The organism is Rhizobium bangladeshense, from assembly GCF_001662075.1.
Lineage (GTDB): Bacteria > Pseudomonadota > Alphaproteobacteria > Rhizobiales > Rhizobiaceae > Rhizobium > Rhizobium bangladeshense_B.
On the sequence record NZ_LYPL01000001.1, the window covers coordinates 248699 to 272290 of the forward strand.

Genomic DNA, 23592 nt, shown 5'->3' on the forward strand with positions numbered 1-23592 from the left:
TCAGTTCGCAGATTGCATGGCGCGTGCCACCAGGGCACGCACCCGCGCGGCATCCGGCACGTCGCCGAACAGGATGCGATACATGATCGGCGCTACGAGCTCATCCATGGCGCGGTCGACATCGGGAAAAGCCTCACCGCGCGCCTTTGCCCTCTCGGCGATGACGACGATCTGCTGGCGGGTATATTCGCAGCATTTGCAGGCATTTGCGCCTGCCTGCGCCGCCAGCACGTCGCGGATCATCTCGCGGCCCGGCCCAGAGGACATTTCCTCGGCATATTGCTCGGCCCAGGCTTCGAGATCGACCTTGCCGCTGCCGGCATCGACCGGCGGCATATCCGGCCGCAGCCGCTCGACGGCAACATCGGCGAGAAGCTCCTGCAGGTCGCCCCACCGGCGATAGATGGTCGACGGCGTCACACCCGCCCTGGCGGCGATCAACGGGATCGTCACCTCGGCGCGGTTCATCTCGGCCAGCAGCTCGCGGACCGCACTGTGCACCGAGGCCTGAACCCGGGCGCTTCTACCGCCCGGCCGGAGATTCTCTTTCACTGCCATTCCTACGCCCGCTCCCCCGACTCTTGTAGTTCAAAATCTTTGACAGACCCATAAACGCAAATAATTTGCCTTTACGATGGATCCATCCTACATGGAGCTAACGCAACGGCTTAGCTTTAAGGAGCTTTATATATGGTCGCCGCCGCCAAATCCACAGAGAATGCGCCGCGCCCCTCGATCGGTTTTCATGCGCTGACGCTCGCCACCTTCTTCGGCGCCTCCGCCGCGCCGACGCCGCTCTACCGGATTTATCAGCAGAACTTCTCGCTTTCGCCGGTGCTGATCACCGTGGTCTTCGCCGTCTACGCATTCGCGCTGCTGGCAGCACTTTTGACCGCCGGTTCGATCTCCGATCATCTCGGCCGCAAACCGGTGATCTTTTTCGCCCTCGTGCTCGAAATCGCCGCCATGGGCCTCTTCATTGTCGCCAGCGGCCCCGGCTGGCTGATCGCGGCGCGGATCGTGCAGGGTGTTGCGACCGGGGTTGCCGGCGCCTCGCTCGGCGCCGCTCTCGTGGATGTCAACCGGGCCAAGGGGCAGATCGTCAATTCGATCGCGCCGCTTTGCGGCATGGCGGTCGGCGCAGTCGGCACCAGCGCTCTGATCCAATATGGCCCTTTTCCGATGCACCTCATTTATGCGCTGCTGCTTTTTGCCTTCACACTGCTGGCAGCCGCCATCTGGCTGACCCGCGAGACCGGCGGCAGGCGGCCGGGCGCCCTCGGTTCGCTGATCCCCAGGATCGCCATTCCGCCGCAGGTCAAACGGCCGCTCTCGCTGGTGACGCCGATCAACATCGCCAACTGGACGCTCGCCGGCTTTTACCTTTCGCTGGTGCCGTCGCTGGTCGCCAGCACGACCGGCAGCCGCGCGCCGCTGACCGGCGGGGCTGTCGTGACCGCGCTGATGGTCAGCGGCGCGATCGCCGTCTATCTCAGGCGCGGCAAGACGGCATCGGCCAATCTCGGTTTCGGCGTGTCGTCCAAGACGCTCGGCATCCTGACGGTCGTCGCCGGCGTGCATCTTGCCAATGTGCCGCTGCTGCTCATCGGCACTGTCTTTACCGGCGCCGGTTTCGGCACCAATTTCCTCGGCGCGATCGGCACCATCATGCCGCTCGCCAAAGCGGACGAGCGCGCCGGCCTGCTCGCCGCCTTCTACGTCCAGAGTTATCTCGCCTTCAGCCTGCCGGCGATCCTTGCCGGCTTCCTGGCGAAATCGGCCGGCTATGGCCTGACGACCGATATCTATGCGACGGCGATCCTCCTTCTGATGGGCGTCGGGATCATGGGAGTACGCGCCGGCCGAAAGACGGTGGAGAATGCGGCCTGACATCCTAGGCCACGTCACGGCTTAAGATCGAGCAATGCGCGGCCGCTGCCATCCATGGCGAAGGGCACGGAGGCGTGCTGGTGAGTGACGATCCAATGCCCGTCTTGCTTGACGAGGCCGAGGGTCTGGCGGAACCAGAGGTCGACCTCGGTGCCGTCGGTCTTGGTCCCGGTCATGCGCAGGAGACCGCTCCAGAAGGCGACATCGCCGCCGACCGTCAATTTGGCATCGCGCACTTCGCCGCCGATCGGGCCTTCCCACGTGTCGAACCACGCCTGCAGACCCGCCTCGTCCTTGCCAGTGGAGACGAGCGGTGGCGCCAGCGAAAATTCGACGGAATCCTCGGCCTCATAGGAAAGCGCCTCCGCGGCGTTCTTTTCGCCGAGCGCCTTGGCCCGCATCATCAGCATGGCGATGATTGCCTCTTCTTCGTGCCTGGCATTGGCTTCATCGTTCACGGTCGTTCTCCTTTCGCTATGGACAGAGGACGAACGGGAGGACGACGATCCGACAAGCGCGCATTCCGCTAGCGCAATTGCGGACGCAAGACCGTCGGAATTGCTCAGAGATAATTCGTCACCGCCGGCTCGTTCCACCAGGCATCGTGCCTGCCTCGGAATAACGGACGGGCAAGGCCGCCAGTTCCTCAGGGGTGATATCGTCGAGGCAAGCGATGTTGATCGAGACATAGGCTCCACCGATCGCCTCGACATAACCGTCGCCGAAGGCGGGCACGCCGCAGGTGCGGCAAAAGCGGTGATGGCCGCTCATCGTGTTGAACTGGTAGTCTGACATCACCGCCTCGTCGCACATCAGCCGGAAATCCTCCGGCTTGACGTTGGCGCCCCAATAGCGCCGTTTGGCGCAGATCGAGCAATTGCAGCGGCCGGTCCCCTCCGCGAGATCCATGTCCACTTCGTAGTGCACTTTGCCGCAATGGCAGCTTCCCTTGTAGGTCTTCTTCACGGTGCGTTCCTCCCTCGGCGTTGCATCAGTCATCGGAATATGACAATATGTTGTCACTATGGATGAGATACAGAATCGACAACATATTGTCAAACAAAATCGACCGGAGCGAACGATGGAAGGGGATGCCTTTTCCGCTTTCGCGATCACGGCCCTTCGTCTCGCCGCCCATCTGACGGCAGCGGGCGACCGGCTGGCAAAGCCCGCAGGGCAGACGAGCGCGCGCTGGCAGGTGCTGGCGGCAGCAAGGCGCGGCGACATGTCGGTGGCGCAGATCGCCCGGGCGCTCGGCCTCGCCCGCCAGGGTGTGCAACGGCTTGCCGACGTGCTGGAGAGCGAAGAGCTGATCGCCTATGCCGACAATCCGCAGCACCAGCGGGCGAAGCTGGTGCGGCTGACCACGGAAGGGGCGGCGCGGCTGGGGGTGATCGAGGCTGCGCAGGCCGGATGGGCGGATGGGCTCGGCGCCGCGTTTACAGCGGCTGAGCTCGATGCGGCGCGGGCGGTAATGGCGCGGGTGATGGCGATGCTGGATGAGGCGTCGGGCGGCTGAACAATTCGCTTTGGGTGGATGCGACCGAAGCCAAAACAAAAAAAGGCCGGGCTAACCCGACCTTCCCTGCCATCTCGACGAACCGTGCCAGTACATCCGTGGTCACGGTCCGGAGATGATATTCAAAGCCTTCCCGCATAATTCCTTAAATCGGAATCGATTTAAGGACAAAATTATGCAGCAAGTCAAAGTGTTACAGCGTCCTTTGCGCGTCTAAAAGACGCGCGGCGCTGTAATGGCTCAGGCCGCCTGAAGGCGGTCTGCCGACATCTTGCCGGACTTGTTGTCGCGGACGAGATCATAGGACAGCTTCTGGCCGTCCTTGAGGTCACGCATGCCGGCGCGCTCAACGGCCGAGATGTGGACGAAAACGTCGGCGGCGCCGTCATCCGGCTGAATGAAGCCGAAGCCCTTGGTTGCGTTGAACCACTTAACGGTACCTGTGTTCATGACGATATCCTTTTCGAATCGCTCATAGAAGATTGCAGCCCAGGCAAAGCCCAAGCGGCGATGAAAACCGATTTTGGAGGAAAGTCGCCAGGAACGACGCGAACGCCGTTTCAAAGTTCATCTAGCAAGATCGATGCGAGAATGTTTAATCGGGAATTGTGTCCGTGGCAAGGCGGCCGCAAGGGAAAGTCGAATTCGGCCTGCGGGGCGCGCTTGAACGCCCCGCAAAACCCACACCGCGAAAACGACTTACGCCGCCGCCCCCATCTTCGCATAGGGATCGAATCTCCCATAAAACGTGTCGCCCTTGGCTGCCATGTCCTTCAGCAGCGGTGTCGGCTTGAAGTGATCTCCGTAAGCCAATGCCAACGTCTCAGCCAACTCGACGAAGGCCTTCACCCCCATGCCGTCGATATAGCTCAGCGCCCCGCCGGTATAAGGCGCGAAGCCGAAGCCGAGGATCGAGCCGACGTCGGCTTCGCGCGGATCGGTGACGATGCCTTCCTCGACGGTGCGGGCGGCTTCGAGCGCGATGGTGACAAGGAAGCGCTGCTTCAGCACCGCGACATCGACCTCATCCGCCTTCTTCTGCGGATAGAAGTCCTTGAGCTCGGGCCAAAGCAACTTCTTCGCCGGTTTCGGCGGATAGTCGTAGAAGCCCTTGGAGTTCTTGCGGCCGAAGCGACCCTCCTTTTCCACCATGCGGGAGATGAGCTCCATATGCCTGGGGTCGATGGCCTTCTCGCCGAGATCTGCGACGGTGGCCTTGAGGATCTTCAGCGAGAGGTCGATGGCAACCTCGTCGTTGAGCGCCAGGGGACCGACCGGCATGCCGGCCATTTTGGCGGCATTCTCGATCATTGCGGGCGGCACGCCCTCGATCAGCATGTCGTAGCTTTCCGACATGTAGCGCAGCACGCAGCGATTGACGAAGAAGCCGCGGGTGTCGTTGACGACGATCGGCGTCTTCTTGATCGCCGCGACATAATCGAGCGCGACGGCGAGCGCCTTGTCGCCCGTCTCCTTGCCGAGGATCACCTCGGTCAGCATCATCTTTTCGACGGGCGAGAAGAAGTGGATGCCGATGAAATCGGCGGGACGCCTGGAATTTTTCGCCAGTCCGGTGATCGGCAGGGTCGAGGTATTGGAGGCGAAAATGGCGCCTTCCGGCAGTACGGCTTCGACCGCCTCGATGACCGATTTCTTCACTTCACGGTCTTCGAACACCGCCTCGATGACGAGATCGGCGGTGGCGAGACCGGCATAATCGGCGGCAGGCGTGATGCGGGCTAGAAGGGCCGTGGCCTCGTCCTGCGTAAACCGCCCCTTACCGACAGAATCCTTGGCAAGGCCTTCGCAGACGGCCTTGCCCTTGGCGGCAGCCTCCATGTCGCGGTCGATCAGCGTCACCGGGAGACCGGCGGCAGCGGTGACATAGGCGATCGAAGCGCCCATGAAGCCGGCGCCGACGACGCCGACATGTTTCAGTTCCGTCTTGGGAATGCCGGCCGGGCGGCGGGCGCCCTTGCCGAGCTCCTGCATCGAGATGAACAGCGAACGGATCATCGAGAAAGCTTCGCGGGTCTGCAGTACCTCGGTGAAATAACGCTGCTCGATCTTCAGACCCGTGTCGAAGGGCACCTGGAGGCCTTCATAGACGCATTTCAGGATGGCGAGCGCGGCGGGATAGTTGCCGGAGGTTTCACGGCGCAGGATTGCCGGTGCTGCCGGCCAGAGCTGGGCGGAGGCCGGCGTCCAGATGCCGCCGCCGGGCGCCTTGAAGCCCTTCTCGTCCCAGGGGGCGACCGGCTTCAGGCCGTCCTTGATCATCTGCTTGGCGGCAGCGATCAGCTGATCCGGCTCGACCACCTGGTGCACGAGGTTCATCGCCTTGGCGCGGGAGCCGCTGAGCGACTGGCCGGTTGTCATCATCTGCAGCGCATCCTGGGCATTGGCGAGCCGCGGCACACGCTGGGTGCCGCCGGCGCCGGGGAAGATGCCGACCTTGACCTCGGGCAGCGCGATCTTGACGTTCTTGGCATTGGAGGCGACGCGGCCGTGGCAGGCGAGCGACAGTTCGAAAGCGCCGCCCATGCAGGTGCCGTTGATGGCGGATACCCAGGGCTTGCCCGAGGTTTCGAGCTTGCGAAACAGGCCGGACATGCGGCCGACGAGACCGAAGAGCGTCTGAACGGCGGTTTGCGGGCTCTTTTCCTTCTCGTCCTGATAGGAGCTAAACAGTGACTTGATCATCGACAGATCGGCGCCGCCCGAGAAGGAGGATTTGCCTGAGGTAAAGACGACGCCCTTGACGGCGGCGTCAGCAGTCGTGGCGTCGATGATGCCGTTGAGCTCTTCCATCACCTCGGCGGTGAAGACGTTCATCGATTTGCCGGGCATGTCCCAGGTGACGAGAGCGATGCCATCGGCGTCGGTTTCGAGCGTGAAATTGGTGTAGGTGCTCATCTTGGGAATTCCTCTCCCTGAATTCTCTTGCGGTGAAGCCCTCCCCGAGAAGGGAGGGTTCAGATCCGATCAAACGCGTTCGATAACCGTCGCCGTGCCCATGCCGGCGCCGATGCAGAGCGTCACCAGCGCGGTATTGAGGTCGCGACGTTCGAGTTCGTCTAACACCGTGCCGAGGATCATCGCGCCGGTGGCGCCGAGCGGGTGGCCCATGGCGATGGCGCCGCCGTTGACGTTGATCTTGGCGTGGTCGATGTCAAAGGCCTGCATGTAGCGCAGCACCACGGCGGCGAAGGCCTCGTTCAGTTCGAAGAGGTCGATATCGGCAAGGCGCATGCCGGTCCGTTTCAACAGCTTCTCGGTGACATCGACCGGGCCGGTCAGCATCAGGGCCGGATCGGAGCCGATATTGGCGAAGGCCTTGATGCGGGCGCGGGGCTTCAGTCCCATGCTCTCGCCGCCCGCCTTCGAGCCGAGCAGGACAACGCCCGCGCCATCGACGATGCCGGAAGAATTGCCGGCATGATGGACATAGTTGATGCGCTCGATCTCAGGATGCGCCTGGATGCCGACGGCCTCGAAGCCGCCCATCTCGCCGGGCATCTGGAAGGACGGGTTGAGGGATGCGAGCGCCTGCATATCGGTGCCGGGGCGTATATGCTCGTCCTTATCGAGGATCGTCAGGCCATTCTGATCCTTGACCGGGACGACCGACTTGTCGAACCAGCCCTGTTCCCAGGCATGTCCAGCCCGCCTCTGGCTCTCGACGGCGTAGGCGTCGACATCGGTCCTGGTGAAACCGTATTTGGTGGCGATCAGATCGGCCGATACGCCCTGCGGCATGAAATAGGCCGGGAAATTCACCGAAGGGTCCATGAACCAGGCGCCGCCCGACATGCCGAGGCCGACGCGCGACATGCTTTCGACGCCGCCCGCGATGACGATGTCATCGGCGCCTTGGGCAATCTTGCCGGCGCCGAAATTGACGGCATCGAGGCCGGAGGCGCAGAAGCGGGAAATCTGCGTGCCGGGCGCGCGGGTGGAATAACCGGCTTCGAAGGCGGCGGCCTTGGGGATGACGGCGCCGGCGTCCATCACAGGATCGACGCAGCCCATGATGATGTCGTCGACCGTCTGCGTATCGAGCCCGTTGCGATCGCGGATCGCTTCCAGTGTCTTGGCCGCCAGGCGGACGGACGGCACCTCATGCAGGGCGCCGTCCTTCTTGCCGCGGCCACGCGGCGTGCGGACGTGGTCGTAAATGAAAACCTCGGTCATTGTCTCGTCTCCCTGACGGCGCCGACGCGCCTTTGAAATCTACGAAGGCCAAATAGCCCTTCGTCTAAACTCAGGGCGTTCGGCGCTCGAAACGATTCACCGGATCGTTTCGTCGGCTGCGCCGACCGCTTCTCACCCCCAGCCTCCCCACAAGGGGGAGGGAGAAATGGCTCAAAACGCCTCCGCGGCCAGTTCCATCATCGTATCGGCGCCGGCTTCGATGCGGGCCTTGCGCAGCGCGGTTTCCGGCATGATGCGCTCCATGAAGAAGCGGGCGGTCACAAGCTTGTTCTTCAGGAAATCCTCGCGGCTCGCATCGCCAGACGCAAGTCCGTCCTCGGCGGCTTTCGCCATCTTCGCCCACATATAGCCGAGGACGACGAGGCCGAAGAGATGCATGTAGTCGGTCGAGCCCGCGCCGGCATTGTCGGGCTTGGCCATGGCGTTCTGCATGAACCACATGGTCGCGCCCTGGACATCGTTCAAGCCCTTCTTTAGATGCTTGGTGAAGAAGGAGAGCTTTTCGTTGCCGCGGTTCTCCTCGCAGAAATCGCCGATCTCCTTGAAGAGGGCCATGGCGGCGCGGCCGCCGTTCAAGGCGAGCTTGCGGCCGACGAGGTCGAGCGCCTGAATGCCGTTGGCGCCTTCATAGATCATGGCGATGCGGGCATCGCGCACATACTGGCTCATGCCGTGTTCTTCGATATAGCCGTGGCCGCCGAAAACCTGTTGGGCCATGACGGCATGGTCGAAGCCCTTGTCGGTCATCACGCCCTTGAGGATGGGGGTGACGAGGCCGAGAATGTCGTCGGCCGTCTGGCGCTCCTTCTCGTCGGTGGCGCGGTGGGCAATATCGGACTTCAGCGCCGTCCACAGCAGGAAGGCGCGGCCGGCTTCGTTGAAGGCGCGGATCGTCATCAGCGTGCGGCGGATATCGGGATGGACGATGATCGGATCGGCTTTCTTATCGGGCGCCTTGACGCCGGACAGCGAGCGGCCCTGGATGCGGTCGCGGGCATAGGCGGCGGCGTTTTGATAGGCGATCTCGGAAATGGCGATGCCCTGCAGACCGACCATCAGGCGGGCCTCGTTCATCATCACGAACATGGCGTTGAGGCCGCGGTTTTCGGCGCCGATCAGGAAGCCGGTCGCCTCATCGTAATTCATGACGCAGGTGGCGTTGCCGTGAATGCCCATCTTGTGCTCGATCGCGCCGCAGGAAACGGCATTGCGGGCGCCGGGCGCACCGTCCTTGCCGACCAGGAATTTCGGGACGATGAAGAGCGAGATGCCCTTGGTGCCCTCGGGCGCGCCTTCGATGCGGGCAAGCACCAGGTGGACGATATTGTCGGTCAGGTCGTGTTCGCCGGCGGAGATGAAGATCTTTTGGCCGGAGATCTTGTAGCTGCCGTCAGACTGCGGCACCGCCTTGGTGCGCAGCATGCCGAGATCGGTGCCGCAATGCGGCTCGGTCAGGTTCATGGTGCCCGACCAGGAACCGTCCACCATCTTCGGCAGGTAGATGTCTTTCTGCTCCTGCGTGCCATGGACGAGGATCGCGGCGATCGCGCCCTGCGTCAGGCCGGGATACATCATCAGCGACATGTTGGCGGCAGAAGTATATTCGCCGACGGCGCAATGCAGCGTATAGGGAAGCCCCTGCCCGCCGAATTCCTCCGGCACCGCAAGGCCGATCCAGCCGCCTTCGCGATAGGCCTTGTAAGCTTCTCGGAAGCCCTTCGGCGTCGAGACGCTGGCATCGTCGTTGCGATGGCAGCCTTCCTGATCGCCGGAATAATTCACCGGGAAGAGCGCCTCCTCGGCAACCTTCCCGGCCTCGCCGAGGATCGCCTCGATCATGTCAGGCGTCGCATCGGCAAAACCCGGCAGATTGTTGTAGCGTTCGAGGCCCAGCACGTCGTTCAGGACAAAGAGCGTATCGTTCACCGGGGCCTTGTAGACTGGCATTTCGCGAATTCCTCCATTCGACTGACCGGGTCGCACCGGCCTCGGGCACTGTCTTACAAAATATTGACGTTTGCGTAAACGTCAAATTCTGCAGCTTCGCCATCTTTCTCGAAATAAATTCGCGGGAGGCGAACCTGCGGACGCTCAAATGCCCGAAGGCGCGAGACGTCACCTTCCCTTCCTTGTCCATCATGGAACGGGGTATAAGTGCCAGCGTCTTTCGATCCGTAAAATTCGGGCCAGTTCGGAAATGCCAGGGAGGGGCGCGGGGATGATCAGTTTCGAGGCGATAAGGCAGCGTGCGGAACAGCGGAAAGGCGGCGCGGCGGCGCTGCAGGCCTTGCTCGAAAAGCATCGGCCGGATCACGAGAGGCTGCGCGCCATGCCCGACGACCGCGTTCTTGCCGACATGACCCGGCGCATCTTCTACAGCGGCTTCGTCCAGAAGGTGATCGATGCGAAGTGGCCGGGTTTCGAAGCGGCGTTTGCCGGTTTCGATCCGGCAATGCTGAATATCGCGCCCGACGATTATTGGCATGAGCTGACCTCGGACGAGCGGATCATCCGCAACGGCGCGAAGATCATGTCGGTTCGCGCCAATGCCGCTTTCGTCAGGGAGCTGGCGAGGGAATATGGCAGCGCCGGCGTCTTCTTCGCCGACTGGCCGCGGGAAGACCAGATCGGCCTCCTCGACCTGTTGAGCAACCGCGGCAGCCGGCTCGGCGGCATGACCGGGCAATATTTCCTGCGGGGCATCGGCCGCGACAGCTTCGTTGCGACGATGGATGTGCTTGCATGCCTCAGATCGGCCGGCGTGCCGCTGTCTGCCTCCGGGACGGCGAAGAAGGACCAGCCGCTGATTCAGAAGGCTTTCAACGACTGGGCCGAGGAGACCGGCCTTTCCTTCATCCATCTGTCGCGCATCAGCGCCTATTCGATCGATGCGGGAGCGCCGCACTGAAATTGCGGCTCCGCTTCTTTCCGGTCCGGCCGCTTTCCGGGGCGGTAGGGTAGCGCCTGCGGCGAAACAACTTCCGCGGCGGAATTTCAGCCGGGTTTTCGTTTACGGTCCCGAGGGCGTGAATTCGAACTGCAACATCCGCGGCCGGCCTGACGCGCCATCGGGCGGAATGAACCGCAAATTGCCGCCAAAAACGGGGTTTGAGACACAAGCGTTAAAAAATTCTCATCAATATTAACGGCTTGTTTACCACGTTGCGTGAAAGGTGCGGGTTGAGCAGTAGCGACCCGCATTCCTTTTCCCCGTCTCGCGTTTCTAAAGGATGCCGCTACATCGTTCAGCCTGAGGAAAGTCTAATTGACGATCCTCTTATGGATGATGCGCTCCGGTCCGCGTGAAGACGCTGGCCACAGACGGAAAAGCCACGGATCGAGCTCTGACGAGAGGTCGAGCAGTCGAAGCGAGCAAGAAGATGAACGGATCGCGATCAAATCCTTCCCGGCAGTCCGACAGGACCTCGCTCGATGCGCTGAACCGCACGATCGAAGGGCTGGAGGCGCGCATCGAAGGGCTGATGGGCAGCGGGCGCGAACAGCGGCCGCGCACGGCAACGGCCGAGCGCGACGTTTACGCCGGCTCCAATTCGCCGCGCCCGGCCAAAGCGCCGATCGAGCCGCGGCCGGATCCGCTTGCTGAAATCCGCCAGCGCCAGCGCGCGCTGGAAGCCGGCCGCGAGCGGCCTTACGGGCGCGAGCCGGCCCCGCAGCTGCGCGAACCCGCGCCGCGCGCCGCAGCGTCTCAGCCGGCACCCGCCTTCCGCGCCGGCGAGGATACGATGACGGAGATCGCCCAGGCGCTCGTCAACCTGCGCCAGGACCTGAAGCGCGACATTTCCGAAGGCGTCACCCGCGAAATGAACGCGCTGCGCACGGAACTGCGCGAGATCAAAACAAGTGCCGGAGACGTCCGCTTCGCCGACGACATCCGCGCCGACATGAACCGCCTCGCCCAGAGCATCACCCAGCTGACCGGACGCTCGGGCGGCGCGGAAGCGGCCGGCCTGCGTGAAGATTTCGAGGATCTGCGATCGCTGATGGACGGGCTGGCGCGCGAGGAATCGCTGCGTCACATGGAAACCCGCTGGGACGGCTTCGAAAACCGGCTTGCCGCACTCGATACCGAGGGGCTGCAGGAAGAGCTGGTTTCGCTCGCCTACCGGCTCGACGACATCAAGCGCCATATCGGCGGCATGGGCGAAAGCCCGGCGGTCCGCGCGCTCGAAGACAAGCTCATCGCCATCGCCACGGCGATGGAGCAGTTCGGCAATATGATCCAGCCGCATGACCGGGTCATGGCCGAACAGTTCGCCGCCATGGACATGCGGCTCGACGAGATCAGCCGGGCGATCGCGGCCAGCGGACGTGCGGCCGCCAACAGCGATCCGACGCTGATGCAGCGGCTGGAAAGCCGGCTTTCGGCGCTCGCCGACCAAATCGACGTGATGAGCCATGATGCCGCCAGCCGGGCGACCCCGGCCGATGAGCTGGCAATGCGGCTGGAAGCGCTGACGGAACGTGTCGGGGAGCTGACCAAGGCGGAGGCGACGTCGCGGCTCGACGAGCGGCTGGAACATCTTTCCTATCTGTTGGAGCGCACGCAGCAGACGGCCGCGCAGCCCGACCTCACCGGACCGCTGTCCGACATCTCCCGCAAGATCGACGCGCTCGAGAAAGGCGCCGTCAACGACGTGCTGGCGCAGCGGCTCGATTATCTCGCGCGGCGCATCGACGAGATGGCTCATCCGCAGCCGGCGACGGCCGCGGCGATCGACGACGGCGCCTTCCGGCGTCTCGAAGGACGGTTGAGCGACATCGCCGCCCGGCTGGAAGAGAGCACAGCAGCACCGCCGACCGATCCGCGGGCGCTGAAAAACCTCGAAGACCAGATCGCCAATCTTTCGGCGCTGATGAGCGAGCCGCGCGAAAGCGCGGCGATCCCCGCCGATCTCGACCGGCGCATCGGTGCGATCGAAGATTATATGGCGACGAGCGACGAATATATCATCGAAGCGGCGCGTCAGGCGGCGCAAGCCGTCGTCGAGGCCTATTCGCGCAATGGCGCCCTGCAGGGCGCCGTGCCGGCCGCCGACATGTCGGCGCTGGCGGCGCTGGCCGAGGATCTGCGCCATCTCGAGGATATCAGCCGCGACAGCGAGGAGCGCACGCACAAGACTTTCAAGGCGCTGCACGAGACGCTGGTGCATATAGCCGACCGTCTCGACGGCATGGAAGAACGCGGGCGGCCGGTCGCCCCGATGCCGATCGCCGACGTCGATTTCGATGTCGACCCTTACGCGCTGATGGTGGCCGAGGCCGCCCGGACGCCGGAAGCCGCACCGGCAGCGATGGCCTCTCCGGTCATCCGCCCGGCTGAGGTCGCGGCCGAAACTGCCGCCCCGGCGCAGGCCGCGGGCATGAGCGGAGCGAGCGCGATCGCCATCGAAGCGGCGACCAGAACGCCGGAGGCGGCGACGCCGGCGCCGGCAAAATCCAGTCTGCTCGCCAGCCTCGGCGAGCGGTTGCGCCCCGGCAAGAAAGCCGCGACGAAGGCCGCCGAACGGGCGGTGATCGACCCCGCGCCGTCGATCGATCCTGCCGACGTGGTGCCGACGGATGCGTCGAACGAACTGCTCGAGCCAGGTTCGGGCGCGCCCGACGTCAAGAAGATCCTTGAACGGGTGCGCGCCAGCCAGAGTGCCGCACGCGGCAAACCTCCCGTCGAGACCGATCGGGCCGATTACATCGCCGCTGCGCGCCGGGCGGCGCAGGCAGCCGCGATGGAAGTGGACGCCAATCCGAAGCAGGCAGCCGCCAAGGCCGAGAAGAAGGGCGCGACTGCCAAGGCTGACAGATTGGGCAAGAACGACCAGACGGGCAAAACCGGCAAGGTCAGCGCCTTTTCACGCTACCGCCGGCCGATCCTGCTGGCGATCGGCGCCGTGCTGCTCGCCATCATGGCCTTTCCGCTGGCCCGGACGCTGACGAGCGGCGAACCCGCGCCGCAGCCGCCGGCGGAGGTCTCGGCGCTGACCGGAGCAACGGAAAACCCGCAGCCGGCCTTGCCCGAAGCAACGTCCGCCCAGCCCGACACGGGCGCTGCGGAGGTGAACGCTCCCGCAGTCGAGACGGCTCCCCCGGCCGCCGACGGGGCGCAGCCGGAAACAACCGCACCCGCCGCCGGCGATCATCTGACCGATGCTGCCCCGCTCGACGGCGAAGGAGCTGCAAGTTTTGCGCCCGCCGCTTCGTCGAGCCCAACGCAGGCAACATCGGGCTTCGTACCGAATACGCCGGCCGCAGCGCCGCAGGCCGCCATCACCATTCCCGACACCGTGCAGCCGAAATCGCTTGCCGATGCGGCGCAGGGCGGCGATGCGCTGGCGCTGTTCGAGATCGGCGCGCGCTATTCGGACGGCCGCAACGGCATGGCCGTCGATCAGAAGCAGGCCGCAGGCTGGTACCAGCTTTCGGCCGACAAGGGTTTTGCGCCGGCGCAGTACCGGCTCGGCAGCATGTATGAGAAGGGCAACGGCGTCGAACGCGACATCGCCAAGGCAAAGACCTTCTACGAGCAGGCCGCAAACCAGGGCAATGCCAGCGCCATGCATAATCTCGCCGTGCTCTACGCCTCCGGCGCGCTCGGCCAGCAGGATTATACGACGGCCGCCTCCTGGTTCATCAAGGCCGCCAATCTCGGCATCACCGACAGCCAGTTCAACCTGGCGATCCTCTGCGCGAGAGGCAACGGCGTTCCGGCCGACCTCGAAGAATCCTACAAGTGGTTTGCAGTCGCCGCCAAGGCCGGTGACAAGGATGCGGCCCAGAAGCGCGACGAGGTCGCCAACGCGATGAAGCCCGATCAGCTCGAGCGCGCCCGCGCCCAGGCCGATCTCTGGAAGCCTGAGCCGCTCGACCACCGCGCCAACGGCATCGACATCCCCGACGAATGGGCGGGCACCGGCGCGAAGACGGCCTCCGTCGACATGAAGAAGGCAATCCGCAACATCCAGGCCATCCTCAACAATAACGGCTTCGACGCCGGCGTGCCGGACGGCGAAATGGGCGCAAAAACGGTGACCGCGATCAAGAACTTCCAGAAGTCGATCGGGCAGCAGCCGGACGGCAAGGTGACCGACGCGACGGTCAGGGCGCTGCTCGAGCGCAACAAGCAGGTGGCGAAGGCGATCTAGAACGGTTCCCGCCGGCGACGGACACGGCGATGTCCTGTTTGCGCCAACCCGGGCGCAAAACGCGCCTCTCTTTTGCTGGAATTGCGCTACAGAAGGCTTGCGGCACAAAGACATCTCGATTTTTTCCGCCGCCTGTCACGCAATCTGAAAAAAGCCGGATTATGCGGGACAGATCGCTCGGCGCACCCATCGAATCGTCCACTCTCGATCTCCATCGCTACCGGGGGCTGATCGAAAGCCTCTGGCAATGATTTCGCAGTACGGTGCGCATTCGAACGGGGACGTGACGGAAACCGCCCGGCAGGGGCGGTCATCATTCGGGGTCGGTTGTGACAATCTATCTGCCCATCGCAGAATTGTCGGTGAACATTTTCATCATTCTCGGCATGGGGGCGGCCGTCGGATTCCTGTCAGGAATGTTCGGCGTCGGCGGCGGTTTTCTCATCACGCCGCTGCTGATCTTCTACAATATCCCCCCTGTCGTCGCGGTGGCCACCGGCGCCAACCAGGTGGTGGCGTCGTCGATTTCGGGCGCAATCACCCATTTCCGGCGCGGCAGCCTCGACGTCAAGCTCGGTACTGTGCTTCTGATCGGCGGTCTTTCAGGCGCCACGGTCGGTATCTGGATCTTTTCGCTCTTGCGCCGCGTGGGCCAGCTCGACCTCATAATCTCGCTGATGTACGTCATCTTCCTCGGGACTGTCGGTGGGCTGATGCTGCTCGAAAGCATCAATGCCATGCGGCGCGCCGCCCGCAACGAACCGCCGGCGCCGCGCAAGCCGGGCCACCAGCACTGGGTGCACAAGCTGCCGCTCAAGGTGCGCTTCAAGAAATCGAAGATCTTTCTGAGCGTCATTCCGATCGTGGCACTCGGCTTTGCGATCGGCATCCTCACCTCGATCATGGGCGTCGGCGGCGGCTTCATCATGGTGCCGGCGATGATTTACCTCCTGCGCATTCCGACCAATGTCGTGGTCGGCACCTCGCTCTACCAGATCATCTTCGTGACCGCCTATACGACGATCGTGCAGGCGGCGACGAACTTCTCGGTCGACATCGTGCTTGCCTTTATCCTGATGGTCGCGGGTGTGATCGGGGCGCAATATGGCGTGCGCGTCGGGCAGAAGCTGCGTGGCGAACAGCTGCGCGCCCTTCTCGGCCTGCTGGTGCTGGCCGTCGGCCTGCGTCTGGCGATCGCGCTGGTGGTAACGCCGGCCGACGTCTATTCGGTGGTGATGGGGGGTAACTGATGCGTCTGCTCGCCGCCTTCCTCGCGCTTCTTTGCCTGCTGCCGGCGGTGGCCGGCGCGCAATGGCTGCCGGGACAATCAACAGAAGCGGTGCGCGAAGGGCTTGAGATCGGCACCTCGACCAGCGAAATCGCCATCACCTCTGATTTCCACGGCGCGGATCTGACGATCTTCGGGGCGCTCTCCAACACCGATCAACTGCTGCTCGCCATCGGCCAATATGACGTGGTCGTGGTGCTGGAAGGCCCGCGAGAGGATGCGACGGTGCGCAAGAAGGAACGCGTCTTCGGTATCTGGGTGAATACGCGCTCGATGACCTTCGAGGCGGTGCCGCATTCCTATTCGATGTCGAGCTCGCGGATGATCGACGATCTGACGACGCCGCTTGAACTGACCGATCAGGGGATCGGCATCGATCACATTCCTCTGACGCCGGTCGGCTTCGTCGGCGACGGCAGCAATCTCGGCGAATTCCGCCAGGCTTTCCTGCGGCTGCAGCAGGGAGGCGCGCTTTACGACCGCAATCCGAGCGGCGTGCGGTTCGTTTCCTCGAACCTGTTCAAGGCGAGCCTGCGCCTGCCGGCAAATATTCCGAACGGCGTGCATACGGTGCGCGCCTATCTCTTCAAGAGCGGCAATCTCGTCACCGAGAAATCGCTGCCGCTGCGCGTCATCAAGACGGGCATCGAGCAGACGATCACCGATGCGGCGCATGACCAGCCGATCCTCTACGGCTGTGCGGCGGTGCTGCTCGCCGTCGTCACCGGCTGGGGCGCCAGCCTGATCTTCCGCAAGGACTGATCCGCGCAGAGCGCCACCCCGCAATTTTTCCGAACAAGCGTGAGGCTTTGGGTCGCTGGCCGCAATCCATCGGCCAACGCCCCTCATTCCCCCCAAAAAAACCGCTTGCAATTCGCTATCGGTCGATTTAGCTTTCAACCAGTTGCTATGAGCAACCGGTTCTGATGGTGGTTGGAAGGAGGATGGAAATGAGAAAGCTTGTTGTCTGGAACCTGATGACGCTCGACGGGTATTTCGAGGGTACGAAACCGTGGGATATCGACTTCCACAATCTCGCCTGGGGGCCGGAGCTGCAGCGCTTGGCCGAGCAGTTCGGCGAAGAAGGGGATCTCCTGGTCTTCGGCCGCAAGACCTACGAGGGCATGGCTTCCTATTGGCCGACCGCCGAAGGCGAAGGCAAGATCAAGGCCTATATGAACGGCATCGCCAAGATCGCCGTATCCAGGACGATGACCGAGCCCGGCTGGAACAATGCCCGCATCGTCAGCGATCCGATCCCCGAACTGACGAAGCTGAAGCAGAAGGACGGCAAGACGATCTTCATCTTCGGCAGCGCCGAGCTTGCCGACAGCCTGCTGAAAGCGGGTCTTATCGATGAAATCAGGGTCTGCGTGGTGCCCGTCATCCTCGGCGGCGGCAATCCGCTTTTCAAGCCGGCCGACGCCCAGCTGCCGCTGAAACTCATTGAATCCTCGACGACGCAAGGCGGCGCGGTGATCCTGCGCTATGAGCCGGTGAAGGTGTAGCAGGCTGCGGGCCATGGCTGTGCGATGCCTGGGCGAAACCCCTCCCCACAAGGGGGAGGGGCTATGCGCGGCACCGTCCCGCGACAAACATCAACGCTTCTGCGGATGAGACGGTGAAGGAAATAACGTCGGCGCGGCATTCAAGCCCCTCCCCTTGTGGGGAGGGGTCTTAGATCGTGGCTCGGCCCCGGTCGACGGCGGCAGCCCTTTCCAAAAAACTTCGTATTCGAGTAAAAACCGGTCTTTAACATTTACGAGTTAGTAATCTCTCGGAAACGAGAGGTTTTGTCATGCGTACTCGTATCGTTCTGACCGCCGTGGGTCTCGCGCTGCTTGCCGGCTGCGCGACGGCGCCGAAGCAGACGAGAAACATCTGCGCCGTCTTCGACCAGCGCGAGGGGCTTTTTTCCAGCTGGCAGAGGGCTGCCGAACGGACGGAAAAGAAATACGGCGTGCCCGTGCCGATCCTGATGGCGACGATGTACACCGAATCCGGCTTCCAGCCCTATGCGCGGCCACCGCGCACCAAGCTCTTCGGCTTCATTCCCTGGACCCGGTCATCGACCGCCTACGGCTATTCCCAGGCGCTCGACGGAACGTGGGATCACTATCAGTCGCAGACCGGGAACTGGGCGGCGCGGCGCACGAACTTCACCGACGCGATCGATTTCATCGGCTGGTATCATTACCAGAACAGCGTGGAGACCGGCATTCCGCTGAACGACGCCTATAATCTCTATCTCGCCTATTATTCCGGTCCGACGGGATATAAGCGCGGCGACTGGCGCTCGAACGGGCAGTTGCAGCAGACGGCGCAGAAGTTCGCGCGGATGGCGGGGACGTATCAGCAGCAGTTGCAGGGGTGTGATTGATATAATTTGACGGCCTGCCGTGGCCGCCCTATCCGAATGGCAATCGCTACCCCCGCAAATTCCCATACCTGACGGAATATATCCGGTCCCGCCCCAACAGATGCGCCACCAGCGCCGCCCTGTCGAACAGGCCCTTCATCGCCTGATGGCCGAGATCCAAGCCGCCGCTCATGACGCCGAAGGCGGGCATCAGCAGGCGGGCGCCGTCGGTGGCAAAACACGGGCGGCGGACGGATCTGTCGCGGCGGCGCACGGTCGCCGAGGGGTGCAGGTGGCCGGCGATTTCGCCGCTCTGCAGGCCATCTTTCGGCTCATGACGGAAGGTCAGGCCGGCATAATGCATCTCGTCGGTGCAAGCGCCGGGCAGATCGACGACGCCATCGGGGTCGTGATTGCCGTTGATCCAGATCCATTCGCGACCGCGCGCCATCGCGACGATCAGCGTCCGAAAGTTCTCCGGCAGATGCGCAGAGCCGACTCGGTCGTGGAAATTGTCGCCGAGCGAGACGACGAGCTTCGGATCATAACGTGAGATGACGGCGGCCAGCACGGTCAGGGTCGCCAGCGTATCGTAAGGCGGCAGCATCATGCCGCGGCGGGCGAAGGCCGCACCCTTTTCCAGATGCAGGTCGGAGACGACGAGCAGGCCGGCATCCGGCAGATAGAGGGCGCCGAGCGGATCGCAGACGGCGGCTATGCCATGGACCGAGGTCTCGATGCCCGGCACCGCGGCCAATCCGGATATGTCGCGCGCGAGCGCCAGGCGGTTCATCACGGTCGTTATTCCCAAACAGGTCTCAGGCCATCGCTTCGGCGATCAGATCGTCCGCCGCTTCGGCGAGCAATGCGTCATGGGCCTCGCCCGGCACCGCTTCGCGTCCGATTTCCAGCATCACCGGCACGGCGAGCGGGGAAATATGGTCGAGCGGGCGATGGGTGATATGGCCCCTGATTCGCATCAGCATATCGCCAAGTCGGCTTATATCCAAAAGTCCGGTCGCCGCGTCCTGCCGCGTCGCCTGCAAGAGGATATGATCCGGCTCGTGGCTGCGCAGCACGTCATAGATCAGATCGGCGGAGACGGTGATCTGGCGGCCGCTCTTTTCCTTGCCGGGATGGCGGCGCTCGATCAAGCCTGCAATCACGGCGCAATTGCGGAAGGTGCGCTTCAGCAGGAAGGATTCGTTGAGCCAGGCTTCGAGATCGTCGCCCAGCATGTCCGCGTCGAAGAGGTCGGAAAGGCTGAGCCGGCCGTTGCCGATCATCAGGCCCATATCCTCCAGCCCCCAGATGGCGAGAGAATAATCGGTGGCGACGAAGCCGAGCGGCTTGGCACCCGCCCGGTCCAGCCGGCGCGTCAGCAGCATGCCGAGCGTCTGATGGGCGAGACGGCCCTCGAAGGGATAGGCGACCATGTAGCCGCGGCTGCCGCGCGGGAAGGTTTCGATCAGGAACTCGTCGCGCTTCGGCAGCATTGACTTGTCCGTCTGCAACGACAGCCAATCGCGCACCTGATCCGGCAGCTGGCGCCAGCGGTCGGGGTCGGCGAGCATCGCCCGCACCTGTTCGGCGAGATAGGTCGACAGCGGAAACTTGCCGCCGGCATAGGAGGGGATCTTCGCATCGAGCGAGAAGGCCTGCGAGGCCAGGCATTCGTTTTCGCGGATGCCTTCGAAGCGCAGCACCTTGCCGGAAAAGATGAAGGTATCGCCGGGCGACAATTGCTCGAGGAAATATTCCTCGACCTTTCCCAGCGTGGCGCCGCCGCGGCCGATTCGGCCGCCCTCGCCGCGCTTGACCATGCGGATGTTCAGCATCGGGCTTTCGACGATGGTGCCGAGGTTGAGGCGATATTGCTGGGCGACGGCAGGATTGGAGACGCGCCAGCGGCCTTCCTTGGTCTTGCGGATGCGGGCGTAACGCTCATAGGTCCTGAGCGCATAACCGCCGGTCGCGACGAAATCGACGACGCGTTCGAAGTTTTCCCAGCTGAGATCGGCATAGGGCGAGGCGCTGGTGATCTCGTCATAGAGTTCCAGCATGTCGAAGGGTTCGGCGCAGGCCATGCCAAGCACGTGCTGGGCAAGCACGTCGAGCGCGCCGCGGCCGACCGGCGGCGTGTCCTGAGCGCCGAGATAATTGGCGTCGAGCGCCGCCTGGCATTCCATGACCTCGAAACGGTTGGCGGGCACGAGGATCGCCTTCGAGGGCTCGTCCATGCGGTGATTGGCGCGGCCGATGCGCTGGGCAAGACGCGAGGCGCCCTTCGGCGCGCCCACATGGATGACGAGATCGACATCGCCCCAGTCGATGCCGAGATCGAGCGTCGAAGTGGCGACGACGGCGCGCAGCCGGTTTTCGGCCATTGCCGCCTCGACCTTGCGGCGCTGGGCGACATCGAGCGAACCGTGGTGGAGGGCGATCGGCAGGTTGTCGTCATTGATCGTCCAGAGTTCCTGGAAGAGCATTTCGGCCTGGCTGCGGGTATTGACGAAGAGCAGGGTCGTCTGGTGGTCGAGGAGCTGCCTGTAGACATCGGGAATGGCATATTTGGCGGAATGGCCGGCCCAAGGAATGCGCTCTTCGGTCGACAAGATCGAAATATCCGGCTTGGCGCCGCCTTCGACGACGACGAGGCCGGCATGATGCTCCCTGCCCTCTTCCTGGGCGACCAGCCATTTCTGCAGATCCATCGGCTCGGCGACGGTCGCCGACAGGCCGATGGTCTTGAGGCCTGGGGCAAGGCGGCGCAGGCGGGCAAGGCCGAGCGACAGCATATGGCCGCGCTTGGAGGTGACGAGCGAATGCAATTCGTCGAGCACCACATATTTCAGGTCCTTGAAGAAACGCTCGGCCTCGCGGTTGGCGAGAAGCAGGGCGACTTGTTCGGGCGTCGTCAGCAGAATATCCGGCGGATTGAGCTTCTGGCGCTGGCGCTTGGCGTTCGGCGTATCGCCGGTGCGGTTTTCGACGGTGACCGGCAGGCCCATCTCCGCGACCGGCTTCATCAGATTACGCTCGATGTCGATCGCCAGCGCCTTCAGCGGCGAGACATAGAGCGTATGGATGCCGGTGAAGGCGGAGCCCGGCGGAATCTTGCCGCGACGGGTGAGATCGGTAAGCGACGGCAGAAAACCGGCGAGTGTCTTGCCGGCGCCGGTGGGGGCGATCAGCAGCGTGCTTTCGCCGGCCTCGGCGCGCGCAAGCAGTTCCAGCTGATGGGCGCGCGGGCGCCAGCCCTTTTCCGCAAACCAGCGGGTAAAGGCGGCAGGAAGCAGGGCGCGGGCTTCGGAATCGATCTGGTCCACATCCCGAAGGTAGTGAAAAACGGGCGAAAAAGAAGGGCGGCCGATCGCTCACATCGCGATATAGCGGTCCTTGCGATGATTGACGGCGAGGGTGAGATTGAGCACGACCGCGCCGAGCACCGAACAGGCGATGATGAAGGGGCTGGCGACCAGGAAGGAGAGCGCCAGCACGATGCCGTCGAAGCCGAGCTGGACGAGGCCGGCGCGCCAGCCGAAGCGATCCTGGATATAGAGGGCGAGGATGCCGATGCCGCCGAGACTGGCGCGATGGCGGAAGAGCGCCAGCATGCCGGCAGCGATGACAAGGCCTCCGAAGAGCGCCCCGGCGACCGGATGGACGTGTGTCACGCCGATGAAGGCGGGCACGAATTCCGACAGGATCGAGGTCAGGCCGATCGCAACGAAGGTCTTGATGGTGAAGGCGGGGCCCATGCGGCGGAAGGCAAGGTAATAGAAGGGCAGGTTCACCGCAAAGAAGCAGAGGCCGAAGCTTATTCCGGTCGCATAATGGGCAAGGAAGGCGAGGCCCGCGGTGCCACCGGCGAGCAGCCCGGCGCCGGAGAGCAGTGTGACGCCGAGCACGGCGAGCATGCTGCCGGCGACGATGCCCTGCGCGTCATCGAACCGCGAGTGGCGGTCGGCGCTGGAATTCAGAAGGCCTGCGAAGGCGTTGGATGCCATAATGTTCCCCTGTCGGATTTTTCCGTTCTATCCGCCGGCACAATAAAGGCAAGCGGCAAGCGGCAAGGGCGGTTCTTGACAGCGGCGACAATCGTGGATATATTTTATCTATGATTAAGGAGTTGTCGGCATGAAAATGAGCGATGGCGTCGAACAGGCCATTCACAGCGTTGCGATGCTTTCCGGCCTCTCCGAAGGCGGCGTGCTGTCGGCCGCGGCACTGGCGGAATTCCACGGTGTATCGACGAGCTATCTGTTGAAACATCTGCAGGCTCTCTCGGGTGCCGGCATCCTCGACACCGTGCCGGGCCCGCGCGGCGGATATAAACTGGCGAAGCCGCCGGAAGAGATTTCGCTGCTCGACATCCTGCTCGCCGTCGAGGGGCCGGCGCCGGCTTTCCGCTGCGCCGAAATCCGCCAGCGCGGCCCGAACCCGGTTTCCGACCGCTTCTTCGCCAAGCCCTGCACCATCAGCGCGGCGATGCTCCGGGCCGAACGGGTCTACCGGGCCGAACTCGCCAAGACCAGCATTGCCGATCTCGGCATCGAATTGAATGCCCTCGACGACGGATCGATCGCAGCCCGCGGCTGCGCCTTCCTCGAAATCCACGAACGCAAGACGGCTCGCTGAGCCCTATCAAAGGAGAAAGACATGCAACCGCGTTTCAACTTCGCCAAAGCCGCTCCCGATGCGTACAAGGCGGTCGCCGCACTCGAACAATATGTCCAGACCTCTGGCCTGGAGCGCCGCTTCATCCACCTGATCAAGCTGCGCGCCTCGCAGATCAACGGCTGCGCCTATTGCGTCGACATGCATGTGAAGGAAGCCCGCCACGACGGGCTCAGCGAGCAATGGATCAACCTGATGTGCGTCTGGCGGGAATCGCCGGTCTATGACGCGCGCGAACGCGCCCTGCTCGGCTGGGTCGACGCCGTCACCAACATCGCCAAAACAGGCGCGCCGGATGCCGACTACGAGACGTTGAAGGCGCATTTCTCCGAAGAGGAGATGACGAAAATCACCGTGACGATCGGCGCGATCAATGTCTGGAACCGGCTCGCCGTCGGCTTCCGCTCGCAGCATCCGCTCGATGCGGTGACAAAGGCGGCTTGAGGCCGATACCACGGGGTTGAGACCGATGCCTCAACCCGGG

At 63.4% G+C, this 23592-nt stretch carries 19 protein-coding genes and 1 pseudogene; 10 read left to right on the forward strand and 10 right to left on the reverse strand.

What is annotated here, in order from left to right; translation table 11 throughout:
* On the reverse strand, nt 1–558 hold the full coding sequence (locus A7X77_RS01205) for a TetR/AcrR family transcriptional regulator (protein WP_064681211.1): 558 nt from the start codon (nt 556–558) through the stop codon (nt 1–3).
* Between the two features lie 132 nt (nt 559–690).
* On the opposite strand from A7X77_RS01205, the gene A7X77_RS01210 reads away from it, so the two are divergent.
* Entirely contained in the window at nt 691–1890 is a 1200-nt protein-coding gene (locus A7X77_RS01210; RefSeq protein WP_064681212.1) for an MFS transporter, read from the forward strand.
* A gap of 14 nt (nt 1891–1904) precedes the next feature.
* Here the strand turns inward: A7X77_RS01210 and A7X77_RS01215 are convergent, their stop codons facing one another.
* The gene (locus A7X77_RS01215; RefSeq protein ID WP_064681213.1) at nt 1905–2348 is read right to left on the reverse strand and encodes a YybH family protein; all 444 of its coding nucleotides are present in this window, start codon (nt 2346–2348) and stop codon (nt 1905–1907) included.
* 104 nt (nt 2349–2452) lie between these two features.
* Nucleotides 2453–2856, reverse strand: a pseudogene (locus A7X77_RS01220) (GFA family protein).
* Nucleotides 2857–2914: 58 nt separating this feature from the next.
* Here A7X77_RS01220 and A7X77_RS01225 point away from each other — a divergent pair.
* Nucleotides 2915–3409: a MarR family winged helix-turn-helix transcriptional regulator gene (locus tag A7X77_RS01225; RefSeq protein WP_197486771.1), complete on the forward strand. Its 495-nt coding sequence runs from the start codon at nt 2915–2917 to the stop codon at nt 3407–3409.
* Between the two features lie 240 nt (nt 3410–3649).
* On the opposite strand, the gene A7X77_RS01230 is transcribed toward A7X77_RS01225, so the two are convergent.
* The 4 genes from A7X77_RS01230 to A7X77_RS01245 form a co-directional block, all read right to left on the reverse strand.
* On the reverse strand, nt 3650–3859 hold the full coding sequence (locus A7X77_RS01230) for a cold-shock protein (RefSeq protein ID WP_011423929.1): 210 nt from the start codon (nt 3857–3859) through the stop codon (nt 3650–3652).
* Nucleotides 3860–4108: 249 nt separating this feature from the next.
* Nucleotides 4109–6325, reverse strand: coding sequence for a 3-hydroxyacyl-CoA dehydrogenase NAD-binding domain-containing protein (locus A7X77_RS01235; RefSeq protein WP_064681215.1), 2217 nt, complete (start codon nt 6323–6325; stop codon nt 4109–4111).
* 69 nt (nt 6326–6394) lie between these two features.
* Nucleotides 6395–7603 carry an acetyl-CoA C-acetyltransferase gene (locus A7X77_RS01240; RefSeq protein ID WP_064681216.1) on the reverse strand — a complete coding sequence of 403 codons (1209 nt, stop codon included), beginning with the start codon at nt 7601–7603 and terminating at the stop codon, nt 6395–6397.
* 171 nt (nt 7604–7774) lie between these two features.
* The gene (locus A7X77_RS01245) at nt 7775–9571 is read right to left on the reverse strand and encodes an acyl-CoA dehydrogenase C-terminal domain-containing protein (protein ID WP_064681217.1); all 1797 of its coding nucleotides are present in this window, start codon (nt 9569–9571) and stop codon (nt 7775–7777) included.
* Nucleotides 9572–9842: 271 nt separating this feature from the next.
* Between A7X77_RS01245 and A7X77_RS01250 the strand changes: the two genes are divergently transcribed.
* From A7X77_RS01250 to A7X77_RS01275, 6 genes are all read left to right on the forward strand, one after another.
* Nucleotides 9843–10532 (forward strand): DNA-3-methyladenine glycosylase I, encoded by a 690-nt coding sequence (locus A7X77_RS01250; protein ID WP_064681218.1) that lies wholly within the window; start codon nt 9843–9845, stop codon nt 10530–10532.
* A 472-nt stretch (nt 10533–11004) separates the two neighbouring features.
* Nucleotides 11005–14781, forward strand: a complete 3777-nt coding sequence (locus tag A7X77_RS01255) for a peptidoglycan-binding protein (RefSeq protein WP_064681219.1) — start codon at nt 11005–11007, stop codon at nt 14779–14781.
* Between the two features lie 329 nt (nt 14782–15110).
* Nucleotides 15111–16031: a sulfite exporter TauE/SafE family protein gene (locus tag A7X77_RS01260; RefSeq protein WP_064681220.1), complete on the forward strand. Its 921-nt coding sequence runs from the start codon at nt 15111–15113 to the stop codon at nt 16029–16031.
* Nucleotides 16031–16831, forward strand: a complete 801-nt coding sequence (locus A7X77_RS01265) for a TIGR02186 family protein (protein WP_010030825.1) — start codon at nt 16031–16033, stop codon at nt 16829–16831. Before A7X77_RS01260 ends, A7X77_RS01265 begins: the two co-directional genes overlap by 1 nt.
* A gap of 188 nt (nt 16832–17019) precedes the next feature.
* Nucleotides 17020–17577 carry a dihydrofolate reductase family protein gene (locus A7X77_RS01270; RefSeq protein WP_064681221.1) on the forward strand — a complete coding sequence of 186 codons (558 nt, stop codon included), beginning with the start codon at nt 17020–17022 and terminating at the stop codon, nt 17575–17577.
* 290 nt (nt 17578–17867) lie between these two features.
* On the forward strand, nt 17868–18449 hold the full coding sequence (locus A7X77_RS01275) for a transglycosylase SLT domain-containing protein (RefSeq protein ID WP_064681222.1): 582 nt from the start codon (nt 17868–17870) through the stop codon (nt 18447–18449).
* 46 nt (nt 18450–18495) lie between these two features.
* On the opposite strand, the gene pdeM is transcribed toward A7X77_RS01275, so the two are convergent.
* From pdeM to A7X77_RS01290, 3 genes are read right to left on the reverse strand one after another with little or no spacing between them, the layout of a single operon-like run.
* Entirely contained in the window at nt 18496–19221 is a 726-nt protein-coding gene (gene pdeM, locus A7X77_RS01280) for a ligase-associated DNA damage response endonuclease PdeM (RefSeq protein ID WP_064681223.1), read from the reverse strand.
* 25 nt (nt 19222–19246) lie between these two features.
* Complete coding sequence (locus A7X77_RS01285) at nt 19247–21757, reverse strand: ligase-associated DNA damage response DEXH box helicase (RefSeq protein WP_064681224.1); 2511 nt, start codon at nt 21755–21757, stop codon at nt 19247–19249.
* A 48-nt stretch (nt 21758–21805) separates the two neighbouring features.
* A complete protein-coding gene (locus A7X77_RS01290; RefSeq protein WP_064681225.1) occupies nt 21806–22438 on the reverse strand; it encodes a YitT family protein in 633 nt (210 codons plus the stop codon).
* A 130-nt stretch (nt 22439–22568) separates the two neighbouring features.
* On the opposite strand from A7X77_RS01290, the gene A7X77_RS01295 reads away from it, so the two are divergent.
* Nucleotides 22569–23069: an RrF2 family transcriptional regulator gene (locus A7X77_RS01295; protein ID WP_064681226.1), complete on the forward strand. Its 501-nt coding sequence runs from the start codon at nt 22569–22571 to the stop codon at nt 23067–23069.
* A 21-nt stretch (nt 23070–23090) separates the two neighbouring features.
* The gene (locus A7X77_RS01300) at nt 23091–23552 is read left to right on the forward strand and encodes a carboxymuconolactone decarboxylase family protein (protein ID WP_010029709.1); all 462 of its coding nucleotides are present in this window, start codon (nt 23091–23093) and stop codon (nt 23550–23552) included.
* Nucleotides 23553–23592 lie beyond the last annotated feature (40 nt).